The sequence below is a fragment of the Bartonella sp. TT119HLJHH genome, from assembly GCF_042193385.1.
Taxonomy (GTDB): domain Bacteria; phylum Pseudomonadota; class Alphaproteobacteria; order Rhizobiales; family Rhizobiaceae; genus Bartonella.
The window spans coordinates 124,727-143,598 of sequence record NZ_JBHILS010000003.1; the positions used below are offsets into that span (position 1 = coordinate 124,727).

At 35.2% G+C, this 18,872-nt stretch carries 17 protein-coding genes and 4 tRNA genes; 10 read left to right on the forward strand and 11 right to left on the reverse strand.

What is annotated here, in order from left to right; all coding sequences use genetic code 11:
* Window positions 1-57 precede the first annotated feature (57 nt).
* The 4 genes from purC to rpe all read right to left on the reverse strand — a co-directional run bounded on the left by purC (window position 58) and on the right by rpe (window position 3,626).
* Window positions 58-822: a phosphoribosylaminoimidazolesuccinocarboxamide synthase gene (gene purC / locus ACFIJL_RS02905; RefSeq protein ID WP_375622413.1), complete on the reverse strand. Its 765-nt coding sequence runs from the start codon at window positions 820-822 to the stop codon at window positions 58-60.
* Window positions 823-1,013: 191 nt separating this feature from the next.
* On the reverse strand, window positions 1,014-1,562 hold the full coding sequence (locus tag ACFIJL_RS02910; protein ID WP_375622414.1) for an RBBP9/YdeN family alpha/beta hydrolase: 549 nt from the start codon (window positions 1,560-1,562) through the stop codon (window positions 1,014-1,016).
* Between the two features lie 70 nt (window positions 1,563-1,632).
* Window positions 1,633-2,940, reverse strand: coding sequence for an adenylosuccinate lyase (purB, locus tag ACFIJL_RS02915; protein WP_375606722.1), 1,308 nt, complete (start codon window positions 2,938-2,940; stop codon window positions 1,633-1,635).
* On the reverse strand, window positions 2,940-3,626 hold the full coding sequence (gene rpe, locus ACFIJL_RS02920) for a ribulose-phosphate 3-epimerase (protein WP_375622415.1): 687 nt from the start codon (window positions 3,624-3,626) through the stop codon (window positions 2,940-2,942). Before rpe ends, purB begins: the two co-directional genes overlap by 1 nt.
* A 147-nt stretch (window positions 3,627-3,773) precedes the next feature.
* Between rpe and ACFIJL_RS02925 the strand changes: the two genes are divergently transcribed.
* Together ACFIJL_RS02925 and dksA are read left to right on the forward strand one after the other, a co-directional pair.
* Entirely contained in the window at window positions 3,774-4,322 is a 549-nt protein-coding gene (locus ACFIJL_RS02925) for a flavin reductase (protein ID WP_375622416.1), read from the forward strand.
* A 314-nt stretch (window positions 4,323-4,636) separates the two neighbouring features.
* The gene (dksA, locus tag ACFIJL_RS02930; protein WP_015856486.1) at window positions 4,637-5,053 is read left to right on the forward strand and encodes an RNA polymerase-binding protein DksA; all 417 of its coding nucleotides are present in this window, start codon (window positions 4,637-4,639) and stop codon (window positions 5,051-5,053) included.
* Between the two features lie 52 nt (window positions 5,054-5,105).
* On the opposite strand, the gene ACFIJL_RS02935 is transcribed toward dksA, so the two are convergent.
* A complete protein-coding gene (locus ACFIJL_RS02935) occupies window positions 5,106-5,582 on the reverse strand; it encodes a hypothetical protein (RefSeq protein ID WP_375622417.1) in 477 nt (158 codons plus the stop codon).
* 217 nt (window positions 5,583-5,799) lie between these two features.
* On the opposite strand from ACFIJL_RS02935, the gene ACFIJL_RS02940 reads away from it, so the two are divergent.
* Complete coding sequence (locus ACFIJL_RS02940) at window positions 5,800-8,334, forward strand: response regulator (protein WP_375622418.1); 2,535 nt, start codon at window positions 5,800-5,802, stop codon at window positions 8,332-8,334.
* Window positions 8,335-8,606: 272 nt separating this feature from the next.
* On the opposite strand, the gene purN is transcribed toward ACFIJL_RS02940, so the two are convergent.
* Both purN and purM read right to left on the reverse strand, forming a co-directional pair.
* A complete protein-coding gene (gene purN / locus ACFIJL_RS02945) occupies window positions 8,607-9,218 on the reverse strand; it encodes a phosphoribosylglycinamide formyltransferase (protein WP_375622419.1) in 612 nt (203 codons plus the stop codon).
* The gene (gene purM / locus ACFIJL_RS02950; RefSeq protein ID WP_375622420.1) at window positions 9,215-10,324 is read right to left on the reverse strand and encodes a phosphoribosylformylglycinamidine cyclo-ligase; all 1,110 of its coding nucleotides are present in this window, start codon (window positions 10,322-10,324) and stop codon (window positions 9,215-9,217) included. Before purM ends, purN begins: the two co-directional genes overlap by 4 nt.
* Before the next feature lie 161 nt (window positions 10,325-10,485).
* Between purM and ACFIJL_RS02955 the strand changes: the two genes are divergently transcribed.
* The 5 genes from ACFIJL_RS02955 to ACFIJL_RS02975 all read left to right on the forward strand — a co-directional run bounded on the left by ACFIJL_RS02955 (window position 10,486) and on the right by ACFIJL_RS02975 (window position 13,679).
* Window positions 10,486-11,697 (forward strand): AI-2E family transporter, encoded by a 1,212-nt coding sequence (locus ACFIJL_RS02955; protein ID WP_375622421.1) that lies wholly within the window; start codon window positions 10,486-10,488, stop codon window positions 11,695-11,697.
* Window positions 11,694-12,383 carry a DnaA regulatory inactivator HdaA gene (gene hdaA / locus ACFIJL_RS02960; RefSeq protein WP_375622422.1) on the forward strand — a complete coding sequence of 230 codons (690 nt, stop codon included), beginning with the start codon at window positions 11,694-11,696 and terminating at the stop codon, window positions 12,381-12,383. Before ACFIJL_RS02955 ends, hdaA begins: the two co-directional genes overlap by 4 nt.
* Before the next feature lie 708 nt (window positions 12,384-13,091).
* A tRNA-Pro gene (locus ACFIJL_RS02965) sits at window positions 13,092-13,168 on the forward strand.
* Window positions 13,169-13,257: 89 nt separating this feature from the next.
* Window positions 13,258-13,563, forward strand: coding sequence for an ETC complex I subunit (locus ACFIJL_RS02970; RefSeq protein ID WP_375622423.1), 306 nt, complete (start codon window positions 13,258-13,260; stop codon window positions 13,561-13,563).
* Window positions 13,564-13,602: 39 nt separating this feature from the next.
* A tRNA-Arg gene (locus tag ACFIJL_RS02975) sits at window positions 13,603-13,679 on the forward strand.
* A 750-nt stretch (window positions 13,680-14,429) separates the two neighbouring features.
* Here the strand turns inward: ACFIJL_RS02975 and ACFIJL_RS02980 are convergent.
* From ACFIJL_RS02980 to ACFIJL_RS02990, 3 genes are all read right to left on the reverse strand, one after another.
* A tRNA-Val gene (locus ACFIJL_RS02980) sits at window positions 14,430-14,504 on the reverse strand.
* Between the two features lie 97 nt (window positions 14,505-14,601).
* Window positions 14,602-14,964, reverse strand: a complete 363-nt coding sequence (gene cpdR / locus ACFIJL_RS02985; protein WP_375622424.1) for a cell cycle two-component system response regulator CpdR — start codon at window positions 14,962-14,964, stop codon at window positions 14,602-14,604.
* 900 nt (window positions 14,965-15,864) lie between these two features.
* On the reverse strand, window positions 15,865-16,767 hold the full coding sequence (locus tag ACFIJL_RS02990) for a serine aminopeptidase domain-containing protein (protein ID WP_375622425.1): 903 nt from the start codon (window positions 16,765-16,767) through the stop codon (window positions 15,865-15,867).
* Between the two features lie 283 nt (window positions 16,768-17,050).
* Here ACFIJL_RS02990 and ACFIJL_RS02995 point away from each other — a divergent pair, with 283 nt between their 5' ends.
* Window positions 17,051-17,518 (forward strand): Hsp20 family protein, encoded by a 468-nt coding sequence (locus ACFIJL_RS02995; protein ID WP_375622426.1) that lies wholly within the window; start codon window positions 17,051-17,053, stop codon window positions 17,516-17,518.
* A gap of 253 nt (window positions 17,519-17,771) precedes the next feature.
* On the opposite strand, the gene ACFIJL_RS03000 is transcribed toward ACFIJL_RS02995, so the two are convergent.
* Window positions 17,772-17,848 (reverse strand) — tRNA-Pro (locus ACFIJL_RS03000).
* A 615-nt stretch (window positions 17,849-18,463) separates the two neighbouring features.
* On the opposite strand from ACFIJL_RS03000, the gene ACFIJL_RS03005 reads away from it, so the two are divergent.
* Window positions 18,464-18,829: an iron-sulfur cluster assembly accessory protein gene (locus tag ACFIJL_RS03005; protein WP_375618518.1), complete on the forward strand. Its 366-nt coding sequence runs from the start codon at window positions 18,464-18,466 to the stop codon at window positions 18,827-18,829.
* The last annotated feature ends 43 nt before the right edge of the window (window positions 18,830-18,872 follow it).

Sequence of the window (18,872 nt, forward strand, 5' to 3'; positions counted from 1 at the left end):
AGAACCTCTCATTTGAAGAGGAGTATTTGTAGAAGATGATGTTATTTTATCTTGTGTTTACTTTACGAGAACGGGACCACTTGGTCGTATTGGTTCATTTTCATTCATAATACCAAGACGTTTGGCGACTTCTTGATAGGCATTAATAAGCCCACCCATATCACGACGAAAACGGTCTTTATCCATTTTTTCGTGTGTTTGCATATCCCATAGTCGTGCAGAATCAGGAGAGATTTCATCAGCAAGAACAATGCGCATGGTTTCATCTTCCCACAGGCGACCAAATTCCATTTTAAAATCAATTAACTGTATGTTAACACCGGCAAAAAGCCCAGAAAGAAAATCATTAATACGAATTGAAAGTTGCATGATATCTTCTATCTCTTGTGGGACAGCCCACCCAAAAGCCGTGATATGTTCTTCTGTCACCATGGGATCATCGAGAGAATCATTTTTATAGTAGAACTCAATGATGGATTGTGGAAGCGGGGTTCCTTCTTCCAGACCTAAACGCTTAGCAAGAGAGCCGGCCGCAACATTGCGAACAACAACTTCCAACGGAATGATTTCCACTGCTTTAATAAGCTGTTCGCGCATGTTTATGCGTTTGATAAAATGTGTTGGGATGCCTAAACGTCCAAGGTGGCTAAAGATATGTTCCGAAATTCGGTTGTTTAAAACGCCCTTTCCGTCGATAATTTCATGTTTTTTTGCATTAAAGGCTGTTGCATCATCTTTAAAAAATTGAATATAAGTTCCTGGTTCAGGTCCTTCATATAAAATTTTAGCCTTGCCTTCATAAATACGGTGGCGACGATTCATTATGTTTCTCTATTTATCTTGATGATTCTCTATTTATTTTGAGAGGTTTTTAATAACATTGACAACTGATACTATCCTAATTGATAGAAATTCTCAATGATATTGCTATAATACTTTATATAATTTTTGTCATGACACGTTTACCCAATGGTGGAGAATAGGCAATTAGAAAGAGGACTACTTCTTTTGGATCAAATTTTTGCAAGAAAGTGAGAGAGGACCATCAGCCCTTCAGGCCAAGGTCCGTGTCCAGATTCTGCATTAATATGGCCAGAATACCCAGCATCAACAAAGAGTGATCCCCAATCATTGGCAATTTCTTCTGCTACTGAAAATTGACAAAACTCATCGTTACGGCTGGCTATGACAAGAGAAGGAAAAGGCAACTTTTGGCGATAATAAGGGCCAAATGTCATTAAATGTTTGGGGCGTATTTTCTCATTGGCTACATCAGGAGGGGCAACAAAGAAAGCGCCACAAATTTTTTCTGCATTTTGTATAGTTGCCTGAAGAGCAGTAGGAACGCCTAATGAATGCGCAATAAGCATAACAGGCCTTTGAGCTTTTGCGATGGCGGTTTTAACTTTGTTAACCCACTCTTCACAAACAGGCTTTGACCAATGGAGTTGTTCAATGCGGCGGGCTGTCGACAATTTTTTTTCCCAGCGTGTTTGCCAATGATCTGGACCAGATCCTTTGTAGCCAGGAACAATAAGAATATCGAGTTGATTTGCTTTCATGAATTGTTTTCTTTGTTACAACAGATTTTTGATCATAGGTGGAATGGAGTTTGGTTCTTTCTATGTCGCTTTATTGTTCTTCAAAAACACGTTTAAAAATCGTATTGATATGCTTGGTGTGGTAAGAAAGATCAAATTTTTCGCGAAGTTCTTCTTCACTTAAAGCTTTGGTAACATCTTTGTCGTTGAGGAGTTCTTCTAAAAAGTCTTTTCCTTGTTCCCAAACTTTCATCGCATTTCGTTGTACAATCCGATAAGAATCTTCACGACTAATCCCTGCTTGTGTGAGGGCTAAGAGAACCCGTTGTGAGTGAACAAGACCGCGGAATTTATTGAGATTTTTTTGCATATTTTCTGGATAGACAATAAGATTTTCAATGACAGATGTAAGGCGAGAAAGAGCAAAATCAAGTGTAATAGTCGCATCTGGAGCAATATAACGCTCAACAGATGAATGGGAAATATCACGTTCATGCCAAAGCGCTACATTTTCCATGGCAGGGAGTGCAAATGCACGTACCATACGGGCTAATCCAGTTAAATTTTCTGTTAAAACTGGATTACGTTTATGAGGCATTGCCGATGAACCTTTTTGCCCAGGTGAGAAATGTTCCTCTGCTTCAAGAACTTCTGTTCGTTGTAAATGGCGTATTTCTATCGCTAGCCTTTCAATAGAGGAAGCAATAACACCAAGTGTTGCAAAAAACATAGCATGACGATCTCTTGGTATTACTTGGGTGGAAACTGGTTCAGCACGCATCCTCAAGGCTTTTGCTACATGTTCTTCAACGCGTGGATCGATATTTGCAAAAGTTCCTACGGCTCCTGAAATCGCGCAAGTAGAAATTTCTTCTCGTGCTGCAAGAAGACGTTTGCGACAACGGGAAAATTCAGCGTATGCAAGAGCAAACTTGATTCCAAATGTTGTCGGTTCAGCATGAATGCCATGACTCCGCCCAATGGTGATTGTCTCTTTATGCTCAAAAGCACGTCTTTTTAATGCTTCAAGAAGTTGATCTATATCCTCTAGCAAAATATCACTCGCACGCATCAATTGAATGTTCAGCGTTGTATCGAGAACATCAGATGATGTCATGCCTTGGTGGATAAAACGTGCCTCTGGTCCAATGAATTCAGCTAGGTGGGTTAGAAATGCGATAACATCATGTTTGGTAATTGCTTCAATTTCATCAATGCGATTGACATCAAATTTAGCTGCTGCCCCTTTTTCCCAAATGACTTTGGCGGCTTCTTTCGGAATAATCCCTAAGTGAGCAAGGGCATCACAGGCATGGGCTTCAATTTCAAACCAAATACGATATTTTGTTTCGGGAGACCAAATTGTTACCATTGCAGGGCGGGAATAACGTGCGATCATCATTTTTTTCCTTGTTGTGAGAGGATTGCGGCTTGGCGCAATGCACTAATACGTGTTTTGTAAAGCTCTTTATTTCCATCTTTATAAATTGAAGAGCCTGCGACAAATACATTTGCACCAGCTTTTGCAGCTATCCCAATTGTATCAACGGTGATACCACCATCAACTTCAAGATCAATAGGGCGGTTTGCAATCATGTTTTTAACGCGCTTAATTTTGTCTTTTATTTCTGGAATAAAACTTTGTCCACCAAAACCGGGATTGACCGTCATGATGAGAATGAGATCTAATTGATCAAGCAAATATTCAAGTACATGTTCAGGGGTGCTTGGATTGAGTGCTATTCCTGCTTTTTTCCCCATTTTTTTGATTGTTTGTAATGAACGATGAAGATGTGGACCTGCTTCAGCATGAATGGTTATAATATCTGAACCAGCTTTTGCAAAAGCTTCTAAATAAGGATCTACTGGTGCGATCATCAGGTGGACATCAAATATTGCTTTTGTTAATGGGCGTAAAGCTTTGACAATTTCAGGACCAAAGGTGATGTTAGGAACAAAGTGCCCATCCATAATATCAAGATGAAGCCAATCTGCACCAGCATCAACAACATCTAACATTTCTTGTCCAAGTTTAGAAAAATCAGAAGCCAAGAGAGAAGGCGAAATGAGATGAGAATGGGGCATTAAAATCTCCTTAGATTGGCAGTTTTTATCATGTCGCCTGTGTATACACAAATAACTTTTATGTTATGACGGAAAAGAAAAAATATGTATTATAGATCTTTTTATAAAAAGATCGCTTGAAATTTTAAAGCTTTATAAGTGAAAGATATGTCGAATCATAAAACATATTTAATGCCTAAACTTCAACATAATATTACGGTTTCTTCGCAAGAATATCGAGATGCTATGAGTCTTTTTGCAGGAGCTGTGCATATTGTGACAACAAATGGCATTAAGGGAAAGCGCGGGGTAACTGTTTCGGCGTGTTGTTCTTTATCTGATGATCCTCCGACCCTTCTTGTTTGTCTTATGCGCCATAATCTGAAGAATCAGGTGTTTATGGAGAATGGGAATTTTTGTGTTAATAGCTTGGCAGGAAAACATCGTTCATTAGCAGATATTTTTTCCAGGCGTTGTAATTCTTCACAAAATGAGTCTACTCAAAATGAGCATTTTGATGTTGCACAATGGGGAACTCTGCAAACAGGGGCGCCTAGTCTTTCAGATGCTTTAGCATCGTTTGATTGTCGTTTGATTTGTTGGCACGAGCATGCAACCCATTGTGTTTTGATTGGTGAGGTTGTTGCAATCAACTGTAATCAAGAAAAAGATGCTTTGATGTATTTGAAACGTGAATATCACACTTTGCCTTTATAAAGATTTTATTTTTTTGCATTGATGAAATGATTTATTGTTGCTTCATTTAGACTTTAAACAATGAGAGAGTAGGGGAGGGATGGCTCTGATATCTGATATTAGATTTCCTTCTTTTTAAAGTTTTTCAATAAGCGAGAAAAATGATTCTGGATGAGATTTGATCAAGAATCCAATCTACATAAAAAAGCGATTGAACCTAAACAGTGCATTTAGACTTATTCGTCGATTGTTATGAAAAAACATTTTACTCTTGTGTTGATGGGTATTGCACAATATATAGACCGCACATAGCATATGTGGAGGTTTTTTATTGCATGAGCGAAGAGATTGATGGTCAATATCGCCCTAGTGAAGATGAGCCTTTTATGAATGAGCGGCAAAAGGCGTATTTTCGTGCTAAATTGGTTTCTTGGAAGAATGATATATTAAAAGAAGCTCGTGAGACTTTGGAAAATTTGCAGGAAGAGAATGTTGGTCAACCCGATTTGACTGATCGGGCTTCTTGTGAAACTGATCGTACAATCGAATTACGTGCTCGTGATCGTCAGAGGAAACTTATTTCAAAAATAGATGCTGCTTTAGAGCGCATTGATAATGGGACATATGGTTTTTGTGAAGAAACCGGCGAGCCCATTAGTATAAAGCGTCTTGAGGCTCGGCCGATAGCCGTTTTGTCATTGGAAGCGCAAGAACGTCACGAACGACGAGAAAGAGTTTATCGCGATGATTAAGGTCATTGAGATGATAAACAAATAAAATTCGTGGTGATGAAATTGTATATTTTTATTTTTGAGGGGTAGGAATGAATAAAGATGGTTCTTGCCGCCCCTCAATTTCGGCGGTGATGGCTGAATCTTTTACCCCTTGATTCGTAAAAGGAGAGGGACTTTTATCCGATACATCGTTTCTTTCTGGAGGGGCGGAATTTAGATGTGTGTCTGTTTCTCTTTTTTGTATTTTTGATGTACCAGTAATATCGGATTCTACAACCACATCTGTTAATCCGCCAATAAGGAGCAAATGTTCTTTATTATCGCAACGGACTAAAACAAGGCGGCGTGCTCGATCTATAGAAATTACTTCACATAATGCTAATCGTGATAGACTTTTTTTTCTATTAATGCTGTATCTTCCTGTACTTAAGCGACGTAAAAACACGATAATTACGGTAATAGCTGCGATTGTTATTATAAAAAGCAAAAAGCTTATCGTTATGTTTGCAGCAGATACACCTATCTGCTCTGATAACCAGATATACATAGATTTTCTCCCATTTTGGATGGAAATATTATTTTTTATTGAGATAAATTTATAAACATACCCTCAAAAGATTCACTTATAATGTAAGAAATAAACTTTTGAATATTAAGCGAGCTTATCTTAGATAATATCATAGTATATACTTTATAACAACATAACAACGAATATAAAGGAAGTTTGTGACATAAGAAATAGCTATAAGCTAAGGCAAAGAGAGATGGATAAAGATTTTCAGAATAATGAAAGATCAGCGTCTTCGTTTCACCGGAGAGTTGTGATTTTTGGTATTGTTTTTGTATTAGGTTTTCTTTTCATTGTGGGTATTTTAGGTTTTTTTTATCCACAAAACTATTTGCAACAGGCAATATCAATATCTTTTTTGATTCTAGCAATGATCGGTGTTGCAACACTCGTTTTGTGTGGAATGGGAATTTTAAGATATCATGTGTGGTCGCATGAAGATTTTGATTTTAGCATCTTTAATAGGAGCGATGATGCAATTGTAATCTCTGATCTTTCTGGTTTTGTTTATTATTCTAATCACAACTATCGAAAAATTCTGACCTATAAGCCTGAAGTGTCTTGTTATAGGGTTATTGCAGATCTGCCAGGAGCTGGTGCACTCTCGTACCGCTTAAAGGTTGCAGCCTGTAATAATCTTGCAGCGCAAGAGGAATTAAGAGTAGAACAGCCAATTTTTACCGATTCTACATTAAAAAAATCTGTTTGGTATAATATTTCCATTCAACCTATCACAAAACAGAAAAAAAAGCTTTTATTTTGGCGTATTACTGATATTTCGCACTTACAACAAACGCGAGAAGTTTTTTTCTCGAACCTTCAAGAGGCTATCAATCACTTGGATCAAGCTTCTATTGGTTTTGTATCCGTTAATAGACAAGGAACTATTCTTTATGCCAATGCGACTTTTGCAGAATGGTTTTCAATTGATTTAGCGAATTTCTCAATTGGTCAATATAATTTTGATTCGTTATTTGATAGCGTTGGCGCTAAGAGCTCATGGAGTGATATCTGTTTACAAACCAACAGATATCAAAGTTCAGGTTACTCTTTACCCTATAGGTTTTCGTTATGTTTAAATTCACACACGACTTGTGAGAAAATATTCCATTGTCTTATATCTGTTTCTTCTCTCTTAGAAGAGGAAGCCATTTATCGTGTTGTGATCATTCCACAACAAATACAAAAAGAAGAGGATGATCAATTAAAATTACCCAGTATATTAGAAGAATATTTTGATGCGAGTCCTTTTGCAATAGCCGTGGTGGATCATGCAGGGCAATTGGTTCATATGAATAAAGCTTTTTCATCACTCACGGGATGTATGGACAAAGCTGTCAATTTTTATGATGTTATTTCTCGTCGTGATTGTGTGCAGTTAGAGCGTTCTTTTCAGAGAATTGCGACAAATAAAAATTATTTTGTTTCTCTAGAAACTGTTTTAGAAAAAAATGAAGAATGCCATTTACGGCTCCATATTATGTCTGTACCGCCCTATCATGGTGATGCATTGCAAGATTTGCTTATTATCTCTGTCATTGAAACAACCGAACAAAAAACACTTGAAGATAAAATGATGCAAAATCAGAAGATGCAAGCTGTAGGACAATTGGCTGGCGGCATTGCTCATGATTTTAATAATGTTTTAACAGCAATTTTAATGTCGTGTGATCTTCTTTTAAATACGCATCGTAGTTCTGATCCTGCTCATGCTGATCTGATCAATATTAAAAACAATGCTAATCGTGCAGCTGCTCTTGTCCAGCAATTATTAGCTTTTTCTAGAAAGCAAACACTTCGACCTGAAGAAGTCGATTTTACTGAATTTTTATCAGATATCCGCAATCTTATTTTACCACTTTTGGGGAATAATATTCAGTTAAAAATTATCCATGGAAGAGATTTGTGGAGCGTTGAAGTTGATCAAGCATCTTTTCAGCGTGTTATTATGAATTTGGTTATTAATGCGCGTGATGCCATGTTCGATGGAGGTATTGTTACGATTGCAACAAATAATATTACAAAGCAACAAAGTGCTGAATTTAATCATCTTGGATTAGCAATTGGCGAGTATGTGCAATTGACTATTTCAGATACAGGGGCTGGTATATCTGCTGCTATACAAGAAAAAATGTTTGAGCCATTTTTTACAACAAAAGAAGTTGGAAAAGGAACCGGACTTGGTTTATCAATGGTTTATGGAATTATCAAGCAGAGCGGTGGGTACATTTATTGTGAAAGTAAAGAAGGTGAAGGAGCAACATTTCATATTTTTCTTCCCCGTTATATCCCTAATATAAAAGGAGAAATTTCTCAAAAGATTGAAAAAGATGAAGAGAAAGATAAAAATATAGATTTAACAGGATCTGCGACCGTTTTATTGGTTGAAGATGAAGATGCGGTTAGAATGGGAGGGGTAAGAGCTCTTAAAATGAGAGGATATACGGTTTTAGAGGCTGCAAGTGGGGTGGAAGCACTCTCTATTCTTGAGGAACAAAAAGGAGATGTTGATATTATTGTTTCCGATGTGGTGATGCCAGAAATGGATGGGCCCACTTTATTGAAGGAAGTCCGTAAAAACTATCCTGATATCAAATTTCTTTTCGTTTCTGGATATGCAAAAGATGCTTTTTCTAAAAATCTTCCACAAGATGCTGTTTTTGGTTTTTTGTCTAAACCTTTTACACTCAAACAGTTAGCTGTAACAGTTAAAGAAACACTTTCGTCATGATACAAAAATTTAATGCCATAGAAAAATTGCGTGTTTTAAGATTTTTTAGGTGAAATACAAGAGTATTTTGATAAATAATGTTAGAAAATTAAATAAAGAAGAACCATTTAGAAATTCAATTAAAATTCAAAAAAATCACATATTCTGTGCAAAAAATTTATGAAGAGATGGACTCTATTATGTCAACATTTCATAGAGATTTTTAATTGTAGATACTGAGCAAAAACTATGTGTAAAGCATTGAAATATGCTGATTAATAGATTGTTGATACTCAAAAAGATAAAAGCTGTTGTTGCGTATCGACTATTTTGCTCTTTCCTTCAATAAATGCTTTTAAAGCTTCAGGGTAGAGTTTATGCTCTACTTTAAGAACTCTTTGTGCTAAGCACTCAGCAGTATCATGAGGATAGACTGGAACGGCTGCTTGGGCAAGAATTTTTCCTGCATCCATGTCTTCTGTAACAAGATGAACAGTGCAACCCGTGATTTTTACACCTGCTTGTAAAGCTTTTTCATGTGTGTTTAAGCCTTTAAATGAAGGTAAAAGAGAAGGATGAATGTTTAAAATTCGTCCTTCATAAAGTTTTACAAAACGTGGTGAGATAAGGCGCATATACCCCGCAAAGCAGAGAAAATCTGGTTTATATTGATCTAAAATCGTAAAAATATCTTCTTCATGCTCTTCTTTTGTTTTGTAAATTTTGCGCTCAACAATATGAATGGGTAAGTTGTGGTTTTGCGCTTTTTCAATACCGTTTGCACGCGGATTATCGCAAATAACAGCAACAATTTCAGCAGGATATCCTTTTTGTTGACTTGCTTGAGCAAGGGCGACCATATTGGATCCATTACCAGAAATAAAAACGACGATTTTTTTTTTCATAAATGCAGTACCCCTTTATAAAGTATTCCTTTATTTTGATCTTGTCGTTTTGTTAAAATGCCAAGTGGAGTCACCTTCTCTCCTTTTTTTTCAAGAGCTTGCGTAATTGTTTCAGCCGCATGCTGTGCTACGATAATGATCATTCCAATACCACAATTGAATGTTCTTAACATTTCTGTTTTTTCTATTTTACCTTGTTTGGCAATCCATGAAAAGACGGAGGGAACATTGATGGTAGAAAGATTAATTTCAGCGCAGAGAGAAGATGGAATAACCCGTGGAATATTTTCAGGAAAGCCTCCACCCGTAATATGAGCAAGAGCTTTGATTCCTTCATATTTTCGCATGATGGGAAGAAGCGATTTTACATAAATGCGTGTTGGTGTAAGAAGTGCTATACCAAGGCTGTTTTCAGGGGAAAAAGGGGCAGGGTCATTCCATTTGAGATAATTTTGTTGGATGATTCGTCGAACAAGCGAAAAGCCATTGGAATGAATTCCAGAGGCGCTTAGACCTAATATAATATCACCTTCTGTCAAATCTTTTGAAGGGAGTATCTTGCTGCGTTCGCATGCTCCTACAGCAAAACCGGCTAGATCATAATCTCCCTCTGCATACATTCCTGGCATTTCTGCAGTTTCTCCTCCAATAAGAGCAGCACCGGCTTGTTTACATCCTTCTGCAATACCAGAAACAATCGCAGCACCTTGTTCTGGGTCAAGCTTTCCAGTTGCAAAATAATCCAGAAAAAAAAGAGGTTCAGCCCCCTGTACGAGTAAATCATTGACACACATAGCTACAAGATCAATACCTACAGTGTTATGGTGATCTACTTCAATGGCAATTTTTAATTTTGTTCCCACACCATCATTGGCTGCGACTAGGATAGGATCTGTAAAGCCAGCTGCTTTTAAATCAAAAAGGCCACCAAACCCGCCAATTTCTGCATCTGCTCCGGCTCGTTTTGTCGCGCGTATAAAGGGTTTAATTTTTTCTACCATAGCATTACCCATATCGATGTTTACACCGGCTTTTGCGTAGGTAAGACCAGCTTTGGATTTATCCCCAGCCTTGGATTTATTATTTGTAAGATCTTGATTGCTCATTGGAGCCTTCCTTTAATGGAAAATCAGTTTTTGATGTTATGCAATGCCATGATAGAGTTTCCTCTGCAAGAGATATTGATAAGAAAATAAGCAACTTTTCTTGTACCTTATTTTGAAAATGCTTATAATTTTTTGTGAAGAAATTTTTTTTAGGATATTTTATGAACAAGATATCAGATAACCACGGAAAGTCTTCTTGGCAACTTATGAGAAAAAAAGTGAATGAGAATACATCCCATGACCGTTATAAAACTTATATGCCAGCATATACTCAATTACCGTTGCCGAATAATATGAAAAGACAAATCTTTTTTTGGCTTGGTACGCTGATTTTTTTCATTCTTTTTATGTTTGTTTTTGGATCAATTTTGCTTCCTTTTGTGGCTGGGATTGTGTTGGCTTATTTTCTCAATCCCATTGTTCAATTACTTGAAAAATTTGGTATTCGTCGTGTGTTTGGGACTGTCCTTATTACTTTATTTATTGTTATTACCTTTGTTGCTGCTTTAGTTATTTTGATTCCTGTTATTAGTTGGCAAATACAGCAATTTATGAGTGATGGTTTACCTGTTTATATTAATCGTATTCAGACCTTTTTTGTTGAGCATGATTTTGATTGGATAAGGCGCTATTTTGGAAGTGATCCAAATGAATTACGGAATAATATTAAAGGATTTTTGGGAGAAGGTTCGGATTTTATTACGTCTCTTTTGAATTCACTTTTAAAGTCAGGAAAATCTATCGTTAATATCGTTAGCCTATTGGTTGTGGCGCCTGTTGTGGCATTTTATATGTTGTTAGATTGGCCACGGATGGTGAAAGCAATTGATTCGTTAATACCGCGTGATCATCTTGAAACTGTTCGGAGTATTTTTCATGAAATGGATAGAGCTATAGCAGGCTTTGTTCGTGGACAAGGAACAGTTTGTCTCATATTGGGAGGCTATTATGCTATTGGTTTAACGATTGCAGGACTCAATTTTAGTCTTTTGATTGGTATGTTTATTGGTCTTATTAGCTTTGTTCCTTATATTGGCACAATGAGTGGTTTGGTCCTTTCTGTTGGTATTGCATGGGTCCAGTTTTATCCCAATAATTGGGGAGGAATCATTGTTGTGATGACACTTTTTTTAATTGGTCAATTTATTGAAGGTTATATTCTTCAACCCAAGCTTGTAGGTTCATCAGTGGGATTACATCCTGTATGGTTGATGTTTTCACTTTTTGCTTTTTCTTCACTCTTTGGTTTTACTGGTATGCTTGTTGCTGTTCCTGCGGCAGCGGCTGTTGGCGTTTTAGTTCGTTTTGCTCTTCATACTTATCTGAGTTCTCAGATGTATTCGCGAAGCGGAAATTCGGAGCCGCTAAAATGAATGGGCGTGAAACGCAATTATCTTTAAATTTTCCTCATAATCCAATTTTTCAATTTGATGATTTAGTAGTAACGGAAAGCAATCGTATGGCTTTTCAGCTTATTGATCACTGGCCTAATTGGAGCTTACCTATTGCAGTTTTGGTTGGCAAAGAAGGATCTGGAAAAACGCACTTTTCTAATATATGGCTCCAAAAAGCAGATGCTTTCAGGATTCAGCACAATGAAATTGATCAGGCTATTACTATGGCTTCTTTAGGCAGATCATTTTTAATAGAGGATATTGATGCAGGTGAAATCAATGAGACAGAACTTTTTCATTTAATTAACAGTATTAAGCAAGCAAATCTTGATGCACGACAAGCTACTTTATTGATGACGGCACGAACACTTCCTTCCGCTTGGAATTTAATGTTAAATGATCTCAAAAGTCGTCTTAATTCGGTGATGTTCGTTGAAATTAATCAGCCTGATGATGCATTGTTAACAGCTGTTGCATTTAAGCTTTTTTCCGATAGGCAACTTATTGTACATCCAGATACGGTTTATTATCTTGTAAGTCGTTGTGAACGTTCTTTATTTTCATTGAAGCGTGTTATTGATTCTGTTGATCAGTTGGCATTACAAAGAAAAAGAAAAATAACACGTGCTGTTATTGCTGAAGTTTTAAATAGAAGAAATCCGTAAATACTCCTTATCATGGCTTACTTATTCTGTCCTTCTATTATCGTTTCAATATGTGGAAGACAAGTCATTTAAATTTTCTTCTTTTTGGATATCTATATAAGAGTAAAAAATAGTATTTTTTACTCTTATCGTGTGTTTATTTTAAATAGCTTTGAGATTTTATTGTATGATGTTGAATTCTTACCATTTTCGCATTTGAAAATTTTTCTAAAAAGAGCGCTTTATTTTATTTATAATAAAACCTTTGTGCTTTGAAAAAATGTTTGTTGTTTATGGATTTGGATTGTAGAAGATTCTAGAATTTTTAATAAAAGTGTCCTTGGAAAGATAGAAAAAGAGGGGAAAAAAGCTTAATACAGCTGAATTTTTTGGCTTATGTTCTCTTTGGGAAAGTTTTTCTATGATATTTAAGTCATTTTTTTCTAAAATTGTATCTGTGGAATGTGTTTTGATACAATGAGAGCTTGCTTAAAGCAGGATAAAAATTATGAAGTCCTTATAGAGAAATTCATTCTTTTTTATATAGATTGGATTTTTACGGAGGTTGTTTTCTACTATTTGTCAATAAATTTGTTATTGAGTAGGGAAAAAAATTAAAAAATGTGCTTTTTTGTAAAGAAATGCAACAAAATTAAAAAAAAGTGTGTTTTTCTCTTGCACTTCTGTTGTGAAAATTTTAGGAAATGTGCATCAAGTAAATGTAAATGGCGGAGCGTAGCGCAGCCTGGTAGCGCACCTGATTTGGGATCAGGGGGTCGTAGGTTCGAATCCTATCGCTCCGACCATATTTGATTGAGTGTGTGAGAATGACCCAATTGGGTACGTGTGGTGAAAAACTATCATCCAAGCGTTGTGTAATCTGAAGGAAAAAGGCATGATCGCACGTATTTATAGTCCTGCTAAGACAGCTATGCAGTCAGGTAAGGGGAATACAGGTTTTTGGATTCTAGAGTATGAGCCAATGAAAGCAAAAATGCTTGAACCTCTTATGGGCTACACAGCAACGTCTGATATGAATAATCAGGTAAGGATTCGATTTAATAGGAAGGAAGAAGCGATTGCTTTTGCGCGTAAGAATGCTATCTCTTACCGTGTAGAAAAGAAACATACATCGATTCGACGTTCTATTTCTTATTCTGATAATTTTCGCAGTGATCGGCAGCATTCTTGGACACATTGAATTGAAGATGCTATTTTGAATTGAGAAAATAATCAGTTGGGTCCCGTAGCTCAGCTGGATAGAGCAACGGCCTTCTAAGCCGTAGGTCACAGGTTCGAATCCTGTCGGGATCGCCATGTTTAAATATATTGATAGGCTATAAAAATTTAGAGAGTTTTCTTTTTATTCTGTTAGCTTATTTCTCTGTATACTCCCGAACCTTTTTGATGTTTTTTGTAGATTTTGTTGCTAAATGCTTTCTTTTGGCTATTTTAGTATAAAATGATTCTATTTTATCTTTTTTCAGTAAAAATTGCTTTCGATTGCTGAAACTATAGCATTGCATTTTCTTACTGCGTGTTGCTACTACATTACATGCTTTAGGAAACAGATTGCAAAATTTTTTTTACGAGATTCTTTTCATCTTTCTGAAAATGAATATTTTATTTCTTAGATTAGATTTAAGCATTGCGGCTAATGCTGGTGAAATTACAAAAAAACATCTATTGTAATTTTTTTTATTTTTTGTGAATAATATTATTACGTTTTTCAGCATGTTTATATAATTTATTACCTAATACCAGTTCCTCTTATGACGTATAAGAGAGAAGACGGTTTTGATTGATTCAATATAAATAGGTTTAAAATGAGAAAACATTACGATATTCGGATTTCTCATTCAACGAGGCTGTTATTACGTTTGTGATACTTTTAGATGGCTTCCTCCAAGAGGCGCTATCAGAACGTAAAAAATATTAAAAACACTCCGTAAAGCATGCCCTTTGTAGAGGCATGTTGCAAAATCTTATTTCCGAATCTTTATTTATGCATCCCGTACCTTGAAAGAATACGATAACTCAATAATTTATTTATACTATAAAGTTGAATGGTGGGCGTGACAGGGATTGAACCTGTGACCCCTACGATGTCAACGTAGTGCTCTCCCGCTGAGCTACACGCCCATTCATTGATGTTGCATACATCATATAGAATGACAAACGTCAATGCCTAATTTCATTTTCTCTTTTATCAGACATGAATAATTTAAAAAATATCCTTTTAAGCAGCTATAAGAATCTTTTCAACCTCATTTACCAGATCACGTAAGTGAAATGGTTTAGAGAGTACTTTTGCATCAGGAGGGGCATCACTATTTGAATTGAGTGCAACCGCTGCAAAGCCTGTAATAAACATTACGCGTAAATCAGGGTCAATTTCAGTAGCGCGTCGTGCGAGTTCGATGCCGTCCATCTCTGGCATCACAATGTCAGTAAGGAGAAGAGAAAAAGGCTCTTCTTGTAAACGTTCATATGCGCTAATGCCATTATCGAAGTCGGCGACTTCGTAGCCTGCACGTTCTAAGGCTTTGACTAGGAAGCGACGCATATCGTTATCATCTTCTGCGAGCAGGATTCGTTTCATGATTATGTTCCAATAGCTCCATTTGTCAGAGTTTTTGCCGCATCAATTATACAATATAGAGTATTTATAAAAAAGATGGTAAAATGCTCATAATTGAAATGAATGGCAAAATGGTTAATTTTTACATTCTTATTCAGAATACAGCATATTCGTTGTGAGTTGGTTAAATTCGAAATGTATGTACTTTAAAAAAGGAGGGACTTGCAAAATATTTTAAGATAATTCATTGTTATTTTTTCTTTTAATTTTTTTCATTCTTAACAGAACTCCATTAAAAAACTTATGAAAATCATTACTGTAGAGACTACCTATATTAGAAAATTAGAAGAATATTATGTTAATTTGTTGTTTTAAAAAATTTATATTACAAAATATATTTTTTATAGTTATTTGTATTTTATAGATATTTTAAAATAAATATTATGAACAGCGTTTTTTTAGAGTATTTTATTTAAATGGATAAAAACTGTTATTTTTATAGATATAATATAAAATAACAACTTAATAATAAATAAAAAACAGTATTTTGATGTTTTATTTATAAAGATGTATAATTTTTATTAAATCCGTTTATTTTATTTATTTTTATTTAAATTTATATTAATAATATAAAATATTTTTATTTATATAAGTATAATTTTATATATAATTATTTTTTTATTTTATAAATTATATTATTATTTAAATAATATCGTTTAATATAATGATATACTTTGTATATTAGGTATTTTTTAGAGGATGTAATGAATATTTAGCTCATGGCTTGCATGTAGAGTCTATAAAAAGAATCATGTGAGTTGTTAAAAGAGGCTATCTACTGTATCAAAGAAGTCTTTATAGATTGACGTTGCTCGTAGAAATTTTTGTTTTGATGGAGCAAGCGGAAGTGAAGGTCTCATGTTATTTTACAGATACATTATCGGGAATAAAAGCATCAAATGCAGCCCAAAATTGTTTTTTGTAATCTTCGTTAACCATAATTGTATCAAGTTCAGCGCCTGTAATAGTAATATTTTCTGTCAGACGTGTGTGTTGGCATAATTGCCGCACTTCAATATTGTTTGCAATATTTTTTTGATTGGCGAGAATAAAGAGTGTTGGGATTTGTAAATGCCCGTGAAGTAGATTTTTTTTCACAGAATCAATCGCATTAAATACCGATGCCATCCATAGGGATGTTGGGGGATTAATGAAAGGGAAGGACACTTTTTGAGCGTGTTTTAATTGCATATTTTTTAGTTTTTTTTCATTTCTCGCTGGTATGAAGCCAAGACCTATATCAGAAAGAAATTGTGTTAACTTATGTTGAAAACCATTTGTTTTATTGCCGAATGGAGCAAAAAGGGGAGAAACACAGAGCAATTTATTAAACTGATGATTAATAAGATCTAATCCGCTCAGTGCTATCAATCCACCTATGCCATAGGCTAGCATAGAGTAAGGTGGCGGACAATTAGGATAAACAATATTTTTAAGAAATTCATATAAATCATTAATATCATTATTTATATCAAAATAATAATGTCGGCTTTGTTTTCTTGTTTTAAAGGATGTCTTTTCTTGATCAAACCAGTCAAATATTGCCGTATGAAAACCACGTTTAGAAATTTCATTTATTGGTAAAAAATATTTTTCTAAAATATTTGCGTAGCTTTTGAGAATAACAATTGTTCCCTTAGATTTTTCTAATTCAGGATATGTTATCGCAAAACGGATTTCGCGATCTATTGCTATTTTAAAGGTGCTATGATGAATATTAGGAGGAGTAGATTCCCAGTCTATGCGATAAAGAGGTGTTTCCAATTGACATCCTTTACAGTAGTATTTCTGCAACTTAGTGCAACGTGAGATAATGAGATGACTTTGACTATTTATGTAATGAGGAAGAAGGATTAAGAAAGGGGTATGGTACTTTTTAGATAGTTTTTATCAATTCAGGTACAAAAGAGTTGAAATGAGGAAAAACAATTACCAGATAATATAGTGTGGTTGCCGTGAAGGGACCACTGGTTCACAAGTAAGTTTGCCATTTGGGAACTTTGTGAATCAATTATAAATTATAGTCGCTCTAGAGGAGGGCAATATTATGCGTCAAGTAGATTTTTCACCATTTTATCGTTCCACAGTAGGTTTTGATCATCTTTTTAACTGGTTTGATTCTAGAACACAACCAGACGAAGTTTCTTCTTATCCGCCTTATAATATCGAGCGTTTAACTGAAGATTCTTATAGAATTTCTATGGCTGTTGCTGGTTTTTCTCAAGATGAAATTGATATTGAAACGCATTGTAACCAGTTGATCGTTAAAGGAGACAGAAAGCCTGAAAATGATAATGAAGAACGAGAATTTCTTTATCGAGGTATTGCTTCGCGTGCTTTTGAACGGCGTTTTCATTTGGCTGATCATGTTAAAGTTATTGGAGCAGAACTTGGAGATGGGCTTCTTCATATTCAGCTTAAAAGGGAGATGCCAGCTGAATTAAAACCTAAAAAGATAACCGTACAGATGTCACCATCCATTACAAAAAATGATAATAGCAACAGTATCGCATAAAGAAAATTTAGAAAATATGAGATCGAATAATTATACATTTTTCTAAAGAATGAAATAACGCGAGACAAAAGGTCTCGCGTTTCGTATGTGTTTTCCTAAGAACGAAGCGCATTTAAATAAAACAGCTTATCTCGAATTTATGATAAAATATCATTGCACATTATTCTTTGTTGAAGAAAAAGTTCATGTGTGTGCAATTGAAATACATAATAATTCACTTTTTAAGTAAGCTTATTTTATAGCTTTTTAAAAATGGTCGGAGCGGCGGGATTTGAACCCACGACCCCTTGACCCCCAGTCAAGTGCGCTACCAAGCTGCGCTACGCTCCGAGTTCGTGTAAAACGATTAAATGACTGTTTCTTTAAAGGCAAGAGAAAAAATAAACAGAATAAAATCTAAAATGCTCTTGCACTTAGAGCTTTTGAAAAAAAATTTGGACATCAATATTTTGTTGTTAATTCAAGATAAGTAACGAATCTATAAAATTCTTTGTGATCATTAAATTTTTAGTTCTATAGTTAATAGATGTATGCATTTAATTACTTTTGCAGATTATAAGGGGATAAGATTAGTGACTTTAGGGGTATGCATTGGAAAAGGAGGGGAGAAAATGAATGTGGGAGGTATATTTTTTCCTTACCTAATCGTTACTTTATCTAAAAAGATAAAGACTTTCAAAGGAAGAGAAGTGAATGTATGGTTTTGAAAAGTTTTCGTTTTTTTAGAGTTTTTATAGATGAGGTATTTTGCATTTTATGTGGATAAAAAATTGTAAGTTTTGGATTGTATAATCACAAGTCTCATTTTACGGGTATGTATTTTTATCCAAACAAACAAGGTCACAATGCTTTAATTTATGTTTTGTTTTTTTTCTAAAAGATCAGATAAAATATTATAGAGGAAAAACTTTCAAAGTGTCTATTGAACTAAGAAAAGAGTAAAGAATGAGCCGTTTTTCGGTAATAAATTTGACGCAAGCAGCAGTGGATCGTGTTAAAGCGATTATGGATGCAAAAGATGCACAGGGTATTCTTGTTGGTATCAAAAAAGGTGGTTGTGCAGGGATGGAGTATACAATTACTCTTGTCAAAGAAAAGGGGATAGATGCGGACGTTGTTGAAGTGAATGGTGCCCGTGTTTTTGTAGCACATGATGCGGTATTATTTTTATTAGGGACGCAGATGGATTATGAAGTGACAACGCTGCGGTCTGGTTTTGTCTTTAAAAATCCTAATCAAGTTTCAGCATGCGGGTGTGGAGAATCGGTGGAACTTCGTCCTGCTACGCAGGATCAATATAAAACAAATTGAGCTGAGCTAAATTATAATTTAGTAATTTTAGAGGGGCTTGTTC

Coding starts and splice junctions, on each gene's coding strand:
- ACFIJL_RS02925 (WP_375622416.1), top strand. CDS start 3,774: ATGTCGAATCATAAAACATATTTAATGCCTAAACTTCAACATAATATT.
- purM (WP_375622420.1), bottom strand. CDS start 10,324: ATGAGCAATCAAGATCTTACAAATAATAAATCCAAGGCTGGGGATAAA.
- hdaA (WP_375622422.1), top strand. CDS start 11,694: ATGAATGGGCGTGAAACGCAATTATCTTTAAATTTTCCTCATAATCCA.
- purC (WP_375622413.1), bottom strand. CDS start 822: ATGAATCGTCGCCACCGTATTTATGAAGGCAAGGCTAAAATTTTATAT.
- ACFIJL_RS03005 (WP_375618518.1), top strand. CDS start 18,464: ATGAGCCGTTTTTCGGTAATAAATTTGACGCAAGCAGCAGTGGATCGT.
- ACFIJL_RS02955 (WP_375622421.1), top strand. CDS start 10,486: ATGAACAAGATATCAGATAACCACGGAAAGTCTTCTTGGCAACTTATG.
- ACFIJL_RS02995 (WP_375622426.1), top strand. CDS start 17,051: ATGCGTCAAGTAGATTTTTCACCATTTTATCGTTCCACAGTAGGTTTT.
- purB (WP_375606722.1), bottom strand. CDS start 2,940: ATGATCGCACGTTATTCCCGCCCTGCAATGGTAACAATTTGGTCTCCC.
- rpe (WP_375622415.1), bottom strand. CDS start 3,626: ATGCCCCATTCTCATCTCATTTCGCCTTCTCTCTTGGCTTCTGATTTT.
- ACFIJL_RS02910 (WP_375622414.1), bottom strand. CDS start 1,562: ATGAAAGCAAATCAACTCGATATTCTTATTGTTCCTGGCTACAAAGGA.
- ACFIJL_RS02970 (WP_375622423.1), top strand. CDS start 13,258: ATGATCGCACGTATTTATAGTCCTGCTAAGACAGCTATGCAGTCAGGT.
- cpdR (WP_375622424.1), bottom strand. CDS start 14,964: ATGAAACGAATCCTGCTCGCAGAAGATGATAACGATATGCGTCGCTTC.
- ACFIJL_RS02940 (WP_375622418.1), top strand. CDS start 5,800: ATGGATAAAGATTTTCAGAATAATGAAAGATCAGCGTCTTCGTTTCAC.
- ACFIJL_RS02935 (WP_375622417.1), bottom strand. CDS start 5,582: ATGTATATCTGGTTATCAGAGCAGATAGGTGTATCTGCTGCAAACATA.
- purN (WP_375622419.1), bottom strand. CDS start 9,218: ATGAAAAAAAAAATCGTCGTTTTTATTTCTGGTAATGGATCCAATATG.
- dksA (WP_015856486.1), top strand. CDS start 4,637: ATGAGCGAAGAGATTGATGGTCAATATCGCCCTAGTGAAGATGAGCCT.